This window comes from Bradyrhizobium sp. AZCC 2176, assembly GCF_036924645.1.
Lineage (GTDB): Bacteria > Pseudomonadota > Alphaproteobacteria > Rhizobiales > Xanthobacteraceae > Bradyrhizobium.
Genome location: NZ_JAZHRX010000001.1, coordinates 462,097 through 478,293, shown reverse-complemented (window position 1 = coordinate 478,293; position 16,197 = coordinate 462,097). Strand labels below are relative to the sequence as shown.

The following is a 16,197-nucleotide window of genomic DNA, read 5'->3' as shown; positions in this document are numbered from 1 at the left end:
GGCCTACTCGAACGTGCTCATTGTGGAACCGACCGGGTGCTGATTCATTTCCGCAAGGATGGCGCCATGGCGCTTGGGACGCAGTGCCGAAAATTCATCGCTAATGAGATATCGACGGCTTGATCGCCATGGGTGAATCCGCGGGAACCAGTGCAATGGGATTGTCCAGGCAGACGTGCGCCGCGGCGATCGCGACCTGGGTCCGGTTGCTTACGCCCAGCTTGCGCATGATTTCGCGGACATGGACTTTCACGGTCGTTTCGGTCATGCCGAGCTTGCGACCGATTATCTTGTTGGGGTCGCCTTGGCAGAGACAAACGAGAACGGCGTACTGCCGCTCGGTAAACTCGGGTGCGTTCCGCGCGCCGTTGAAGCCATGGTCGCGCTGCAGGCTAGGCATCTTGTCGTCGAAAAGGAGGCCTTGCTGCTCGTAAGGGCCGTCCTCCGGTCCGAGGGGCGGCGCTTGCGTCTGTTGTTCAGGTCTCGGAAGCGGCAGCTCCGGGGAAAGGTCGGGTTGTCTGAATTCGATGGGCGCCGGCGCGCTGAAGGCCTGGCTGGCCAGGATGGCGGTTGGCGGAAAATAAGTGCCGCCGTGAAGCACGAACGAAAGGGCCTGCAACGCAAGCTCGGGTGCCATGGAATTGCTGAAATAGCCTTGGGCCCCGCAACGGATCGCGGCGAGAACGGTCGCGGGATTTTCATCGTCGGAGACGATGGCGAGCGCCGCGTCCCGGCGAAGGGTATGTAACACCTGTATCTCGGTGAACACCTCGTGGGGAGATGGAGCGCCGACACTGTAAATCAGCATGTCGCATACAGCGCGCTCGACGAGCTTTGTATGGGCTTCGTCGGGATCGAGCGAAATCAGTTCGACGCTTTCGTTCCGGGCCCACGGATTCAGGAAGCTCTCTGCGCGAGCTCGTCTGAAGGCCATCGCGTCGACAAGGAAAACCGTCTTCTTAAATGGGACTGACATAACGCGCCCCTTACATTACGTCGTATGACTATCGATAGATTGCTTCCGACTCTTCTGGGTCGTTGTGAAATAGATCACTTAGCATCTTAATTGTGCATAAAAGTTTACTCTTGTTCATACGGAATGCCAAGGAGCTTCAAATGGCATGTAAAGAAACGTGAGTGTGACAAGAAGTCGGCGGGAACAAGGGAACCGCAGCAAGATAGCAGCAAGAAAGCGACATTTTCTTGTGGTGGTTGCAGAAAAGCGCCCCGACCTTCGCTAGTATATCTTTCGATATGTACGTCTTTTGCGACGAAGCCGGTACGATCAAAATAAATATTGTCGGCCTGTACCTGCGGACACATTGCAATGTTTGCCAGCAAGTTACCCCCAAAGCCGGACTTCGACATGCTCGCCGCCGCGGCTCCCGCCTCGGCGGATCGCCGCACATTCGTTCTCGCTCTGATGGGGAACCTGATCTGCAGTTGGTCGAACAACGAAAGCCTTTTCATCTACGTGCTGATGATTCTTCTGCGCACCGACGAGGCTTCCGCCGCAGTCGTGTTCGCGACGCTGAACACCACCCGCGCGAGACTCGATCTGATACAGCGACTGGCGAAGATCAGGGTTATCGACAAGGCTCTGTCGAAAAATCTGACCGCCCTTATCGAACGGTTTTCCGAGTCCACCAAGGTTCGCAATGAACTGAACCATTGCATGTTCATCTTCGATTCCACAGGCGCCATCACCCACACCCAGTCGATGCGATTGATGGAAACAAGGTCGAGCCTGAGGTTCGGAGAGATAAAGGCGCTGGACGAAGGCCGTCTGCAGGAGATGGTGCGGACAACCCATGAAATGACGAAGATCAATCGGGAGATATGGGATCTGCTGCCGCGCCTTGAAGCGCATGTCTGCGGCAATCTGCAGCCACAAAGCGTGTCCGTTGATGCGGCTTGAACCAGGCCGCGCATGACGAGCAATCCTGCCTCGTCCCGCTTCTGTTCATTCACAAACTGACTCTGTCGAAGCAGCAACCGTTTCGATGGTTGATATCGCAAGATACAGCGATGCATCTAATGCGTGCATGTTGTTGGCGAACGTATGGCGGCATTCTGACCACGCCGGCATCCGCAATAAGGCGAAGTGCCGGCAGTCGGAAGAACCGACGTAAAGAGCACCGCCGCGCTTCGAAGACCGCAGACTTAGAAGATCAGCGATCTCGTTCCGCCCGCGATGCTCCAACCTCAGGAGCACGTCATGAGTAAGCCAAAGCCGAAGTGGGATCCCAAGAACGACCAGGATCAAGACCAGGACCAGAAGCAAGACCAGTTGCAGGCGCAAGCCAATCTCCAGGCTCAGTTGCAGGGCCAAGGTCAGGGCCAGGGCCAGGGTCAGGGCCAATTGCAGTTCGCCGTTCAGTCGCTGGACTCCAAGAGCGAGAACGAGAATGACAACGACAACGACAATGACAACAAGAATGAGAACGAGAACAAGAACGAGAATACCGTCGACAACAAGCTCGACAACAAGGTAGACAACGATCTCGACAACGATGTCGATAACAAGGTCGACAACAAGATCGACAACAACATCGAAAACAAGATCGAAAACACCGTCGAGAGCAAGGTAGACGTTGATGTCGACGTGGATGTCGATGTGGACACAAGCGGGCTGAGCAGCCCGGTCATCGATCTCTACAACTTCACCACGGCCGGGTCTGTGGTCATGCCCGACGTGGTCGACCAGAAGATGAACGACGGCAACCAGTTCAATATTGATCAGGTCAACAACCTGGTCGATCAAGACACCAACAGCTCGTCTGCCACCTACCATGGCGGCAACGGTGGATCGTGGTGTGAGCCGGGCGCCAGCTTCGACATGGATGCCAAGATCGAGGGCGGGACGTCCAGGATCGACGCCGGAGATATTGGTACGCGCGCCGATGTGTCTTCCAGCGCCGATGCAGTCCTCAACCAGTCTGCATTCGACCAGAACATCACGCAGGGTGCGAACATCCAGTTCAACAGCATCACCATTCAGGCTGCCGGTGACGGTCTGACCGATAACGACATAGGCTAGCTTTGCGTTCGATCCGCGCGGCGGCAGCCGCGCGGATTTTTTTCCCGGTCATTTCATTTCAGTCGCTGCAGTTGCCGACAAGGACTGAGGGCCGTACCGCGGCCTTCACGGCCTTCGGCGACGGGAGGTTCCCATGGCGTCGGCGAGCTTCGTCGAAATCATTTCCCACTTCGCAGGATATTTGCAGATCTTCCATGACATCGCCCGCGACCGCATGGAGTACGATGAGAGTCTCGCGCCTCGTCCGTCGGGCGACTACACAACGCTGCGGCCGAATTACGATTATCGCTTCGTGCCTGACGATATGGAAACCGCGGCAGGCCCGGTGCCGGAGCTGCTGCCGGACGATCCGATCCATTTCATTCGCGGACGCCCGCTGAAGCTGCTCCATGGTCCACAGGACGACGATTTCGATTTCTTTCCGCGTTCGTCGGCGCCGAGCATCCCGCTGCCGAAACCGCCGGGCGGCGGCGGCGGAGGCAGCGCCGACCACCACGTCAAGGTGAAATACGAGGATGGTGGCCCTGAGACCCAACTGACGGTTCATCAATACAACTTCATGCTTGATGACGACGTCAATCTGCCGGCGAATGCCCTGGCCGTGGTTGAGCCTCTGATCGAGCGCCTCCACAGCGATGCGATGGCCACTATCGAGGAGTTGGCGGCAGATGCGAACGCGGCGATTCCCGTCGACTGGCAGATGCCGCAGACCGATGCCGGCACTACAGATTTCCTGGTCGCCCACGATGCGGCCTGGGCCGACGGCGGCGGCGAGCCGGATGCGCACTCGGTAACCCCTGGCTACTATGTCAACGGCGAGCTGCAGGAGCGGCCGTCTGAAACGACGCCGCCGGCCGAGCCGCCGGAATTGCCGGACACCGGAGACGGGATCGGCCAGTGGGCCTCGTTGGGCGGCAACTTCAGCATCAACGCAGCGCTGCTCGTCGATCTCGGCGAGTCCGCCCGCGCCATGGTGGTGATGGGAGACTACTTCAAGACCAATGCCATCTTCCAGACCAATACCATTATGGACGATGACCGGGTCCGCGTATCGGGCGGGGACCACGAGTCAACATCAACCAGCGATCAGAACGTCGCGACCAACATCGCGGATTTTCTCCAGAACCCCAGCATCTACGCCGGCTTCCAGGCCCAATTTGCTGGCACGAACTGGACCGTCGATGTGGTCGACGGCGACTTCTACAGCGTTCACGCGGTGGCTCAGGTCAATTATCTTTCCGACAACGACGTGGCAACGCAGGTCAGCAGCAGTTCCCACTACAACCTCGTCGGCGGCTACAATACCCAGGGCAATCTGGCTCAGATCCTTGACGGCAGCATTGAATACGACCTGATCATCATCAAGGGCGGCTATCACGGCCTGAACGTCATCTTTCAAAACAACATCTTGCTGGACAACGACAAGATCAAGATGGCGGCCGACGGCGCCGATCCGTCTCAGTCCGCGAATTCGGGTGACAACAGCCTGTTGAACGAAGCCGCGGTTGCAAACTATGGCGGCGATACCTTTGACGAACTGCCCGCAAACCTCGAGCTGATCGAAAGCCTGCTGGCCGCCGGCTTGACGTCACTCGATCCCGAACTGGCCGGCGCCCTCATCGGCCATGGCGGTCCCCTGAAGGTCCTCTACATCACCGGCGACCATTATGACATCAATGCGATCTGGCAGACCAACATCACCTCCGACGTCGACGTGATGTATCAGCTTCAGAACCAGCCCCTGGCCGACCTGATGGCGCTTGATCCCGACGGCGCGGTGACGCAGTCGGTCACCACCGGGGGCAACGAACTTACCAACGATGCTGCGATCGTCGACGTCAACCCTGATGCGACCTACGTCAGGGGCGAGATCTACACCGATTCCATTCTGGTGCAGGCCGATCTGGTGCCGGCGGAGTCCAATGCCGTCAACGCCGATACCAACACCCTGGTGACCGAACTCATTGCTTTCGTCGACGACCACCCTCAGGAGACGGCGAGCCCGCCGCCGGCAGTGATTGCCAATTCGGTGCAGTCAGACCCGATGGCAAGCGTGCTGCATTAGCGGCAAGAGCAGGTGTTTTGTTCATTATAGTTGCAGGAGAGTTTTCAAATGTGGGGCTGGGATGATCGTCCAGGCGGCGCCGCGAGTGGGCGCCTAAGTCAGCATGACGAAGCAACGGCGAGCACAGCCAAGATAATTCCACTCCGCCCGTGGTTTGATCCGCCGCATTCGCGCACCGAAGATCCGCACGTCAAATTTGCCGATGAGAAGGATCGTCTGGCGGAAGCCAGGACCGCGGAGTTGCCATCGGTCGGGCCATCCCGGCCGGAGGCGGCCAGGACTGAGGTCAAAACGGAAGCCAAGACCGAAGCGAAGACTGAAACAAAGACTGAAACGAAGACTGAAGCCAAAACGGAAGCAAGAACGGAAGCCAAAACCCCGCCGCCGGGATCCACCGTCGTGATCGAGCAGGCGGTCCCGGCTCCCCCGTTGCGCACGGGAGGCCGCAAGGACGGTGGCGGCTCTTCAGGCGGCCGCGGCGGTGGTGGAGGTGGCGGTGGTGGTAACTCGCCGCCGCTGCATAAGCGTTCCAGCGACAATGAATTCAGGGACGTGCTCGGTGCCGGTCTTGCGAATGCCCGCCGCAACCTGGTGACCGTGGGGATGTTCTCGGTGGCGGTCAACCTGCTGGTACTCGCCATTCCGATCTACCTGTTCAACATGTCCGATCGCGTGCTGACCAGCCGCAGCACGGATACGCTGGTGATGCTGACCATCATCGTGATCATCGCGATCGGGGCGCATGTGCTGATGGACATGATGCGCCGCATCATCCTGATGCGGGTTGCGGTCGAAACCGAGGCCCGACTGGGCGGACCCGTCCTCAGCGCTGCCGCCAAGGCCGCGCAGGGCGGATCGAGCCGCGAATTCCAGACGCTGGCCGACCTGCAGCACCTCCGCGCGTTCATTACCGGTCCGGTATTGCTGACGATGTTCGATACGCCGGTCGCGCCGGTCTATTTTGCCGTGGTGTTTTTGATCCATCCGCATCTCGGATTCATCGTGCTGGGATCGGGCGTCGGGCTGGTCATCGTGGCACTGCTGAACCAGCGGGTCACTGCAGTCCCGTTCAACCAGGCCAACAATTATGGCGCCAGGGCAAACCTGCAGGCGGAATCGATGGCCCGCAATGCCCAGGTCATCAATGCGATGGGCATGATTCCGGAAGGCGTCCAGGTATGGGGCCGCGAAACCGTGGAGTCGCTGAAGGCGCAGGTGATCGGACAGGATCTCAACATCCTGATGACGGGGTTGTCGAAGTTCCTGCGGCTGTGCACCCAGATCGCCATCCTGGGCTGGGGCGCATGGCTGGCGCTGGAAGCCCATATCACCAGCGGTATGGTCATCGCCGCCTCGATCGTGGCGAGCCGCGCATTGGCGCCGCTGGAGGGCACCATCGAAGGCTGGCGCAGCTTCGTGCAGGCGCGTTCGGCCTACGCCCGCATCAGGGCGCTGCTGCTGAATTCACCGCTCAACCTGGAGCGGCTCCGTCTGCCCCGTCCCGCCGGCTACCTCAACGTCGAGCGCATTCTCTACGTGCCGCCGCCGAACAAGAAGGTGATCCTGAACGGAATCAGTTTTCAACTGAAACCCGGGGAATCGCTTGCCATCGTGGGAGATTCCGGCACCGGGAAAACCATGCTGGCGCGCATGCTGGTCGGATCCATCATCCCGACCGCCGGCAGCGTCAGGCTCGACATGATGGATCTGCGCAACTGGGATCCACGCCAGTTCGGCGAGAGCGTCGGCTACCTGCCGCAGGACGTGCAATTGTTCCCGGCATCGATCAAGGCCAACATCGGCCGGATGCGTGACGATGCGCGCGACGAGGATGTGTTCGACGCCGCCGAGACCGCCGATGTGCATGAGATGATCTCGAGCTTCGCCCAGGGCTACGAGACCATCGTCGGCATGGACGGCAGTCCGCTGTCGGGCGGCCAGCGGCAGCGCATCGGGCTGGCGCGCGCGTTCTACGGCAACCCGCGCCTGATCGTGCTCGACGAGCCGAATTCGAATCTGGACGCCAATGGCGAGCGGGCGCTGGCCAAGGCGCTGGTTCGCGCCAAGGAAAAGCAGATCACGGTGGTGACGATCACCCAGCGCGCGGCGCTGCTGATGAGCGTCGACAAGATCATGATCCTGCATCAGGGCGCGGTGCAGGCTTTCGGCAGCCGCGACGAGATCATTCCGATGATCACGGGACGCAAGCCGAACAACATCCCGACCGGGCCGGGCGATCCGCCTTCGTTGAATTGATCGAGGGCGTCGGCCGGGGTTTGACAGCAACGAGGTTACGCGATGGCCAACAGGAAGATTGCGGACCGCTCCGCGGAATCAGAAGGTACCTGGTACGACACGCTGCCGCGATCGACCAAACTGCCAACCGTTGCCGGTGCGCTGATCATGGCGGTGGTAACGATGGGGTTCGGTGTCTGGGGCAACATGGCGCCGATCGCCGGCGCCGTGGTCGCCTCCGGTGTGTTCGTGGTTACCGGACAGAACAAGATCATCCAGCATCTCGAAGGCGGAATGATCCGCGAAATCTACGTCCGCGAAGGCGACACGGTGGAAGCCGGGCAAGCGCTGCTCGAGCTTGACGACACCGCAGCGCGCGCGGAGCTGCAGCGGCTGTTCCTGCGGCGCATCCGCCTGACGGCCATCGACGCGAGGCTGCAGGCCGAGATGAGGGAGGACAAAGAGATCACCCTGCCGCCCGAGATCCTCCAATGGCTGGCCAGCTCGCCCGAGGTGAAGGAAATCGTGGACAGCCAGCAGATGACGTTCACGGCGCGCCGCAACAACCTCAACAGCGACGTCAAGAGCATCCAGGAGAGCATCAACGCGCTGGAGGAGCGAATCCGGGGATCCCGGGTGCAACTCGACGCCGCCCACCGTCAGATCGTCCTGCTCGACGAGGAAATCGTGACCAAGGACAAGCTGGTGCAGCAAGGGCTGGTGCGCAAGCCGGAACTGATGGTGCTGCAGCGGTCGAAGGCCAATCTGGAAGGCGAGGTCGGCCGTATCATGGGCGACATCGGCGATGCCAAGGAACGTATCGCCCGCGCGCTCGAGCAGATCAATGGCGTGCGCAAGACCGCGATCAAGACCGCGGTCGAGCAGATGCACGAAATCCGCGGCGAACTGGCTGACGTCCGCGAGCGGATGCTGAGCGCCAAGGGCATCCTCGATCGCGTCCGCATCACCGCGCCGGTGAGCGGCGTGGTGGTGAAGCTCCGCTATCATACGCGCGGCGGCGTGGTCGAGGCCGGCAAGAACATCATGGAGCTTCTGCCGCTAAAGGACGAGCTGATCATCGAGGCGCGATTGCGGCCGCAGGACATTGACAGCGTCAAACAGGGACAGACGGCAATGGTGCGGCTGACGGCGCTGAACCAGCGCATCACGCCGATGGTCACCGGCGACGTCATTTACCTGTCGGCCGACACGCTAGCGGACGAGAAGAAGTCCCAGCAGGTCGGGCCGACCGACATCTATATCGTGCGCGTCAAGCTCAACAGCGAGGAGAGCAGGAATATTCCGGGCTTCAGTCCCACCCCCGGCATGCCGGCCGAGGTCTATATCAAGACGGCGGAACGGACGTTCTTCCAGTACATCGTCAGGCCGATCCACGACAGCATGATGCGCGCATTCCGCGAACGCTAGCAGCAGTCAACACGAGGAAAGGTGTCCGCCGTGCATATCGACATCATCGAAACCTTGCCGTCGCTGGCCAAGCTCGAGGACAATTGGAACGCCGTCTACGATGCGGACGACGAGGCGCAGATTTTCCTGTCATGGAAATGGCTCAACGGCTGGCTGTCCTGCATCCCCGGACCCTGGTTCATCCTGGCGGCGAAAGAGCGGGACGCCGCCGACCTGCCGTACGTCGCATTCCTTCCGTTGCGGCTGCAGACCACGATCGAGAAATCCGAGGTTTACGGCGACGTCAGGATGGCGGGCAATTTCGGCGCCGACTACACCGGCATCGTCTGCAGGCCAGAGGCGGAGCACAAGGTCATTCCCGCCTTTGCCCGCACCGTCAGGCAGATGAACTGGGCGCGTCTCCATCTCGACAATGTCAGAATATCCGAGCGGCGCTGGCGGCTGCTGACCGCCTGCTTCCCGAAGGCAAGTTTCACCTCGACCACAGTCGACAAGGTTATCAAGGTCGACGGGATCGACAACAGCCTCTGCCCCTACGCCGCGCTGCCGAACGACTGGAACAGCTATCTCGACGCGCTCAGCACCAATACGCGGCAGAAGATCCGGCGGCTGCTGAAGCAGGTCGAAGCGCCCAGTGAATATCGCATAACCGTCGCCACATCAGAGACGTTCGACCGGGACCTCAAGACCCTGCTGGGATTCTGGGATACGAAATGGCGTGCCCGTAAAGCTGACCGGATGGACAGCCTGATCCGCTCCAACGGCACCATGCTGACGCGCAGTTTCCAGTCCGGTCTGCTGTACCTGCCGACTTTCTGGCATGGCGACCGGCCGGTTGCGGCGCTGGCGACGCTGGTGGAGCCGCGCAAGCGGACTTTCTCGTTTTACATGACCGGACGCGACGAGACGTTCGAGGGACCGCCCGCGGGCATGATCCTGCATGCCTACAGCATTCGCGACGCCATCGAGCGCGGTTTTGTCGAGTACGATTTCCTGCGCGGCAACGAGCCGTACAAATATTCGTTCGGTTGCAAGGAGCGCAGGATCCACTCCATCGTTCTGGAAACCAGGAACGGCAGGAATCTGGGCGGCCGGATCGATGCCAGGTGCATCCCTGATCTGCTGCAACAGGCGACCGAACTTCACCGCAAGGGACGGACCGCCGATGCGGAGATCGGCTACCGCCGCATTTTGGAGGTCGATCCGAAGCACGCCGACACGTTGCACCGGCTCGGCCAGTTGCTGGCGGCGAAGAGTGACTTCGCCGCGGCCAAGCGGCTGTTCCGGATCCTGACGACGGTTCGGCCCGACGCCGCCAAGGCGTGGCAGTGTCTGGGCCAGGTTTGCGAGAGCCTCGGTCAACACGAGGAAGCATTGCGCCAGCACCTCGAATACATGCGGCTGCAACCGGATCAGGCGGACGGATTCGTCGCGGCTGCCAGGTGCATGGCCAAGCTCGGGCGGATGGCGGAAGTCAACGCCGCGCTGTTGGCCGCGATCGAGCCGGCGAGCGCCCCGTCGGTCCGGAAGTGGCGCGATTGGCGGCCCACGCCGGACCGGCCGACCGCCAGCCTACACTCGGCCTCGGCGTAGGGCTGATGTGCCGGAATTGTCCCGTTGGCAGGCACGCGGTGGGAAGGAGGGCGCCATGCTCACGTCCTTGCCGGGCGCCTAGATGAACCCCGCAAAGGCGCTTGGTCCGAGGAGGCGATCTCATAAAGAGCCGCCTGATCAACAGCCTCCGCTGCCTGAACGGACGCGCGTCAGGATGAGCGCGCTCGGGGCGACGCGATGCCCGAATCTCGCCGGCCGGGAGGGGGTCATCATCGGTTCAGGCCGCTATCGCAGCACCGTCCGCGTCATGTTCGACGGCTTCAAGTCGCCGACATCGCTGCACAGCACCTACATCGAGCCCGTGGGCGAGGAATAGGAATTCTCCCACCCGGGCTCGCCGGAACCGTCTTGGCCGCAAGACGTTGATCTCTCGTCGGGCGAACGTGCGTTTCGCGATCGCGTATCCAAGCCTTGATCTTTCAAGTCTTGATCTTTCATGTCTTGCCGAGGTGCCGCCTGCTGCAAAGCTCATCCATCCTCATCCCGGGCAAAACCGTCTGGAGAAGGTGCAAGGCAGGGCGGCTGGCAATCCTCAATGACGCAGCCGCGTATTTCGCCGCTTTGCGGGAAGCGCTGCTGCTCGCGACGGGCCAGGTGTACATCATCGGCTGGGACATCCACAGCCAGACCCGGTTCGTCGGGCCCTCGGGGCAGGCCGACGATGGTTATCCGCCAGAGCTCGGCGCGTTTCTGAAAGCCCTGCTGAAGGAGAAGTCCGAGCTGCGGATCAACATCCTGAGCTGGAATTTTCCGGCGCTCTACGCGGCGGAGCGGGAGTGGAATTCGGTCGCCAAATTCAGGTCGGAAGCGCCGGACCGGCTTCGTTTCTGTTTCGACTCCAGCCTTCCTCTGGGGTCGGCGCAGCACCAGAAGATCGTCGTCATTGACGGCGCGCTTGCGTTCGTCGGCGGCCTCGACCTCACGATACGGCGCTGGGACACCAGCGCCCACGAAGCCCATCATCCGCTCCGCACCGATCCCGACGGCAAGCCCTATCTGCCGTTTCACGACGTGCAATGCATGGTGGATGGTGAAGCCGCGGTCAGCCTGACGGAATTGGCCGAGAACAGGTGGCGCGCCGCCGGCTGCACGGTGGAAACAGCCGTGTCCGTCGGGGACGAGCGCTGGCCGGCCTCGGTGCCGGTGCAATGCCGGGGAATGACGGTGGGCATCGCGCGGACCGAGATCGCCACCGCGAGCGAAGCCGGCGTGAACGAGGTCGCGCGTCTGTTCGAGGCCTCCATCAATGCGGCCGATCGCCTCATCTATATCGAGAACCAGTTCACCAGCGCCACCGACATCGCGCGCCTGTTGGCGCAGCGGATGCTGGACGTGCCACAGCTTCGCGTGCTGATCGTCACGCCGAAGATGCATTCGTCCTGGTTCGAATCGCAGGCCATGCAGAGCGGCCGCGGCGGATTCATCGCCCAATTCGTGGCGGCAGGCGTCATGGACCGGATTCGCTTTCTCTATCCATCGACGCGGGATGCGCACCAGGCCGCCGCGGTCATGGTGCATAGCAAAGTGATGATCGTCGACGATCGCATCCTGCGCGTGGGTTCGGCCAACCTCAACAATCGCTCGATGGGCGCCGACGCTGAATGCGATCTCGCTTTCGAGGCGACGTGCGGTACGCATCGGGACTATATCGCCCGGCTTCGCCGCAGCCTGATCGGGCATTTCTGCGGCATCGATGAGCGGGAGATCGAAAGCAACGAAGCCGATCTGTTTGGATTTCTCGACCGCCTGCCGGACGCCGGCGGCGCGAAATCGTTGCAGCCGATCGACCCGGCCGCGACGGCCGGCAGCATGGCAACCATGGTGCAACCGGTCGCCGATCCCCGAGAGCCGCTTCACCTCGACCGCGCCGCCAATCGCATGTGGACGGCAAGAACCATTCTGGCGGTATCCGGCCTCGCCGCGGCGCTCGCCGGCCTCGCGCTGGCCTGGCAGTACACGTCGCTGCGCGATTTCGCTGATGTCGGCTTCGTCTCCTCGGTCATTTCGCAACCCGCGCGCTCGCAATTCGCGCCGCTATTCGCGATTGCCGCCTTCGTCGTCGGCGGGCTGGTGGTGTTTCCGGTGCTGGTATTGATCGCGGCGACGTCGGCGGCACTGGGGCCGTGGATAGGTTTCTTCAGCGCCGGTGCCGGCGTGCTGCTCAGCGCACTCACGCTGTTTTCGATCGGCCGCGTGCTGGGCCAGGCTCGGCTGCAGCGGCTGCTCGGGCGGCGGGCCGCGCGGGTTCAGGGCCGCATCATCGGCCAGGGGATTGTTGCAGTCGCGATGATCCGGATGGTGCCGATCGCGCCGTTCTCGATCGTGAACGTGGTGGCGGGCGCCAGCAAGCTGAGCCTGCGCGACTTTCTGCTCGGCACCGTGCTGGGCATGGCGCCGGGCATCGCGGTCATGGCCGCGCTCGGCGCGCAGATCGCCGATCTCGCCAGAAACGCCTCGTGGACGAATGCGGTGCTGCTGGCGCTGGCGATCCTGGCCTGGATCGCGCTCTGCCTCGGCGTGCAGTTTTTGGTGACGTGGATGGCGGGACGAAGAACGTGACGGCTGCGCTTCGCATCATGACGTGGAATGTTCATGGCATCTTCCACCTCAATCCGGGTTTCGATCTGGACGGCGTTTGCTCCGTGATCCGCCACTGGTCGCCCGACGTCGTGGCGCTGCAGGAGGTCGATTCGCGCGGAAGAACCGATGATCCCTTTGCCCTGCTGGCGAAAGCCGTCGGCGACCACAGCGTCGATGCAAGATCGATCGTCACCGAGGACGGCGATTACGGACAGGTGCTGTTGAGCCGCTGGCCGTTCGCCGAGGCGCCGAAAATTTCCGACGTCTCGTATCAGGAGCGCGAGCCGCGCAGGGCCATTACCGCACGCATCTTGTCTGATCACGGCGAGGTAACGGTCATTGCCACCCACCTCGGCCTGAGCATCCATGAAAGGCACGCCCAGGCGCATGCCCTGGCGGACCTGGTGCAGCCAACGCGGACGCTCGTGCTCGGCGATTTCAATGACTGGTTCTGGGTGAAGTCGGTGAGGGGCGTGCTGGCGCGGATTTGCCCGGTCCGAACCCGGTTGCGGACGTTCCCCGCCCGGTTGCCGATGATGCGGCTCGATCGCATCTATGCCTCGCGCGATCTGACGATCCGTGCCGCCTGGACCGATCGCAAGGCCCGTGCCTATTCGGACCACCTCCCTGTAATCGCGGATGTCGGGTTTCCGGAATAGAGCGCCGGCATCAGGCGGGCTTGGCCAGTTAAGGCCTGGCCGGATGCTGCGTTCTGGGGTGCCGCTCATGCAGCAGACAGGCGAGGCCGTGGCGCAGGTCTTCCCGCTCGCGCATCGCGGTCTCGAATAGCGCTTCTTGAATGTCGCGCGGCATATCGCCCCAAACGGCCATCGCCGCCTCGCCGAGCAGCAAGGCAAAGGTCTGTTGTTCGGTCATGTCAGTCCTCCCTGACTTTTACGTTTGACCGAAACGAAGGTTCCGTTACCGAGAGCTTTTGCGTCTAGCCGTCATGGCGATATCACCGTCCCCAGCGCAACACCACGGGATCGAACTGGCGGGCGATTTCAATGAGGCCCGCGCGCGCCGCCGGGTGAACCCTTTGCAGGGGGTGACGAACCGCGTCCGAGCCGATCACGCCGCCTTCCTTCATCAGGATCTTCGCAGCCTGCAAGCCGCACTGGCGGTTTTCGTAATTGATCAGCGGCAGCCAGCGCGCATAGGACGCCATCGCTTCTTCCCGGCGCCCCGCCAGATACGGATCGACGATTTGCCTTATGCCATCGGGATAGCCGCCGCCCGTCATCGCGCCGGTCGCGCCGGCATCGAGATCGGCCATCAGCGTAATGGCTTCCTCGCCGTCCCAGGGCCCTTCGATGTTGTCGCCGCCGGCGGCGATGAGGTCGCGCAGCTTCGCTGCCGCCATCGGCACCTCGATCTTGAAATAGCGGATGTTCGGAATTTCCCGCGCCATGCGCGCCAGCAAGTCGACCGAAAGCGGCGTCCCGGCAACCGGCGCATCCTGGATCATGACCGGGATATCGATGGCGTCAGACACGGTGCGATAGAAGTCGAAAATGGCCTTTTCCGGCACGCGGAACGTGGCGCCGTGATACGGTGGCATGATCATCACCATGGCCGCCCCCGCGTCCTGGGCCTGGCGGCTGCGCTCGGCGCAGATGCGCGAGCCGAAATGCGTCGTCGTCACGATCACGGGCACCCGGCCGGCGACATGCTCCAGCACTGCGTGCATCACCTGTTCACGCTCGGCATCGGTCAGCACGAACTGCTCGGAGAAATTGGCCAGGATGCAGAGGCCATTGGAGCCGGCGTCGATCATGAAGTCGATACAGCGGCGTTGCCCGGCGAGATCGAGCTCGCCGCGGTCGTCGAAAATGGTCGGAGCGACGGGGAAAACACCGCGATAGGGCCGTTGTGCAGTCGGGGTCATTCTGGATGTTCCATTCGAAGGGGATCAGTGATTGTATGGCCGTCCAATTCATTCATCAACTCGGCACAATCGAGCGGCAAGAACAAGGGAAAGATCGATGGGGGGAGTTCTGGAGGGCGTCCGCGTCCTCGATTTCGGGCGTTATATCGCGGGGCCATATTGCGCGACCTTGCTGGCCGAATTCGGTGCGGAAGTCATTCGCGTCGAGAAACGCGACGGCAGCGAGGATCGCTTTGTCGCACCCGTGGGCGAAGGCGGCGAGGGCGCGCTGTTCCTGCAGGTCAACCGCAACAAGAAATGCATCACGCTCGATCCGATGAAGCCGGAAGGGCAGGAGGTGATGCGCCGGCTGGTCGCGACCGCCGATGTCGTCGTCGCCAATCTGCCGCCGCAGACGCTGCGGGCGATGAAGCTCGACTATGAATCGTTGAAAGCGATCAAGCCGGACATCATCCTGACCACGGCAACCGCTTTCGGCGGGCCGGGACCGTGGTCGGACCGCGTCGGCTTCGATGGCGTTGGCCAAGTGATGTCGGGTGCGGTGTATATGACGGGCAAGGGCGATCCGCCGTACCGGGCCGCGGTGAACTGGGTCGATTTCGGCACCGCGCTGCATTGCGCGTTCGGCACGCTCGCCGCCCTGATCGAGCGCGGCAAATCCGGGCGCGGGCAGATCGTCGAGGGCGCGCTGCTGGCGACCGCGCTCTCCTTCACCAACGCAACGCTGATCGAGCAGGCGGTGATATCAGCCAACCGTGTCCCGACCGGCAATCTCGGCCAGACCGCGGCACCCGCCGATATCTATCGCACCAAGGACGGCTGGGTGCTGTGCCAGGTCACCGGCCAGCCGCTGTTCATCCGCTGGGCCAGATTGATGGGCGAGGCGGACCACTGGCTGAACGACCCGCGTTTCGCCGACGATCTCAAGCGCGGCGACAACGGCCCGATCATCAGCCAGCGAATGGCGCGCTGGTGCGCCGAGCGCACCACACAGGAAGCGGTCGATACGCTGGGCCAAGCGATGATTCCGGCAGGGCCTGTCCTGAGCCCGCAACAGGCGCTGGAACATCCGCACATCCGCGCCACCGGCTTCATGCAGGATGTCGACTATCCGGGCTTGCCGAACCCTGCACCGACGGCGCGCGCCGCGGTGCGGCTGTCGGAGACCCCGGGCGAAATCGTGTCGCGGCCGCCGACGCTCGGCGAGCACACCGATCACGTGCTCGCCGATATCGGCTATGATTCGGATGCGATCGCCGCGCTGCGCGGAGGCGGGATCATCTAGATGCGGCGGCCGATGACATGGCGCTTGGTGACCCGGCGCCCTGTTCGTCTTCGCCGGGCGCG

At 62.2% G+C, this 16,197-nt stretch carries 13 protein-coding genes; 10 read left to right on the top strand and 3 right to left on the bottom strand.

The window, feature by feature from the left end; all coding sequences use genetic code 11:
* Positions 1-100: 100 nt before the first annotated feature.
* Positions 101-976, bottom strand: a complete 876-nt coding sequence (locus tag V1288_RS02090; protein ID WP_334355503.1) for a response regulator transcription factor — start codon at positions 974-976, stop codon at positions 101-103.
* Between the two features lie 351 nt (positions 977-1,327).
* On the opposite strand from V1288_RS02090, the gene V1288_RS02085 reads away from it, so the two are divergent.
* From V1288_RS02085 to V1288_RS02045, 9 genes are all read left to right on the top strand, one after another.
* Positions 1,328-1,918: a hypothetical protein gene (locus tag V1288_RS02085; protein ID WP_334355502.1), complete on the top strand. Its 591-nt coding sequence runs from the start codon at positions 1,328-1,330 to the stop codon at positions 1,916-1,918.
* A gap of 300 nt (positions 1,919-2,218) precedes the next feature.
* A complete protein-coding gene (locus V1288_RS02080) occupies positions 2,219-3,040 on the top strand; it encodes a hypothetical protein (protein WP_334355501.1) in 822 nt (273 codons plus the stop codon).
* Between the two features lie 133 nt (positions 3,041-3,173).
* The gene (locus V1288_RS02075) at positions 3,174-5,105 is read left to right on the top strand and encodes a hypothetical protein (protein ID WP_334355500.1); all 1,932 of its coding nucleotides are present in this window, start codon (positions 3,174-3,176) and stop codon (positions 5,103-5,105) included.
* A 48-nt stretch (positions 5,106-5,153) separates the two neighbouring features.
* Complete coding sequence (locus V1288_RS02070) at positions 5,154-7,361, top strand: type I secretion system permease/ATPase (RefSeq protein ID WP_334355499.1); 2,208 nt, start codon at positions 5,154-5,156, stop codon at positions 7,359-7,361.
* Between the two features lie 42 nt (positions 7,362-7,403).
* Positions 7,404-8,768, top strand: a complete 1,365-nt coding sequence (locus V1288_RS02065) for an HlyD family type I secretion periplasmic adaptor subunit (protein WP_334355498.1) — start codon at positions 7,404-7,406, stop codon at positions 8,766-8,768.
* A gap of 21 nt (positions 8,769-8,789) precedes the next feature.
* Positions 8,790-10,361 (top strand): GNAT family N-acetyltransferase, encoded by a 1,572-nt coding sequence (locus V1288_RS02060; RefSeq protein ID WP_334355497.1) that lies wholly within the window; start codon positions 8,790-8,792, stop codon positions 10,359-10,361.
* A gap of 175 nt (positions 10,362-10,536) precedes the next feature.
* Positions 10,537-10,698 (top strand): hypothetical protein, encoded by a 162-nt coding sequence (locus V1288_RS02055; protein WP_334355496.1) that lies wholly within the window; start codon positions 10,537-10,539, stop codon positions 10,696-10,698.
* A gap of 110 nt (positions 10,699-10,808) precedes the next feature.
* Positions 10,809-12,941, top strand: coding sequence for a VTT domain-containing protein (locus V1288_RS02050; RefSeq protein ID WP_334355495.1), 2,133 nt, complete (start codon positions 10,809-10,811; stop codon positions 12,939-12,941).
* Complete coding sequence (locus V1288_RS02045; protein ID WP_334355494.1) at positions 12,938-13,621, top strand: endonuclease/exonuclease/phosphatase family protein; 684 nt, start codon at positions 12,938-12,940, stop codon at positions 13,619-13,621. The genes V1288_RS02050 and V1288_RS02045 overlap by 4 nt, the downstream gene beginning before the upstream one ends.
* Before the next feature lie 28 nt (positions 13,622-13,649).
* Here the strand turns inward: V1288_RS02045 and V1288_RS02040 are convergent, their stop codons facing one another.
* Positions 13,650-13,838 (bottom strand): hypothetical protein, encoded by a 189-nt coding sequence (locus V1288_RS02040; protein WP_334355493.1) that lies wholly within the window; start codon positions 13,836-13,838, stop codon positions 13,650-13,652.
* 82 nt (positions 13,839-13,920) lie between these two features.
* The gene (locus V1288_RS02035; RefSeq protein ID WP_334355492.1) at positions 13,921-14,850 is read right to left on the bottom strand and encodes a dihydrodipicolinate synthase family protein; all 930 of its coding nucleotides are present in this window, start codon (positions 14,848-14,850) and stop codon (positions 13,921-13,923) included.
* Between the two features lie 97 nt (positions 14,851-14,947).
* Between V1288_RS02035 and V1288_RS02030 the strand changes: the two genes are divergently transcribed.
* Positions 14,948-16,135, top strand: coding sequence for a CaiB/BaiF CoA transferase family protein (locus V1288_RS02030; protein WP_334355491.1), 1,188 nt, complete (start codon positions 14,948-14,950; stop codon positions 16,133-16,135).
* The last annotated feature ends 62 nt before the right edge of the window (positions 16,136-16,197 follow it).

Coding starts and splice junctions, on each gene's coding strand:
- V1288_RS02035 (WP_334355492.1), bottom strand. CDS start 14,850: ATGACCCCGACTGCACAACGGCCCTATCGCGGTGTTTTCCCCGTCGCT.
- V1288_RS02055 (WP_334355496.1), top strand. CDS start 10,537: ATGAGCGCGCTCGGGGCGACGCGATGCCCGAATCTCGCCGGCCGGGAG.
- V1288_RS02080 (WP_334355501.1), top strand. CDS start 2,219: ATGAGTAAGCCAAAGCCGAAGTGGGATCCCAAGAACGACCAGGATCAA.
- V1288_RS02030 (WP_334355491.1), top strand. CDS start 14,948: ATGGGGGGAGTTCTGGAGGGCGTCCGCGTCCTCGATTTCGGGCGTTAT.
- V1288_RS02040 (WP_334355493.1), bottom strand. CDS start 13,838: ATGACCGAACAACAGACCTTTGCCTTGCTGCTCGGCGAGGCGGCGATG.
- V1288_RS02090 (WP_334355503.1), bottom strand. CDS start 976: ATGTCAGTCCCATTTAAGAAGACGGTTTTCCTTGTCGACGCGATGGCC.
- V1288_RS02065 (WP_334355498.1), top strand. CDS start 7,404: ATGGCCAACAGGAAGATTGCGGACCGCTCCGCGGAATCAGAAGGTACC.
- V1288_RS02070 (WP_334355499.1), top strand. CDS start 5,154: ATGTGGGGCTGGGATGATCGTCCAGGCGGCGCCGCGAGTGGGCGCCTA.
- V1288_RS02075 (WP_334355500.1), top strand. CDS start 3,174: ATGGCGTCGGCGAGCTTCGTCGAAATCATTTCCCACTTCGCAGGATAT.
- V1288_RS02085 (WP_334355502.1), top strand. CDS start 1,328: ATGTTTGCCAGCAAGTTACCCCCAAAGCCGGACTTCGACATGCTCGCC.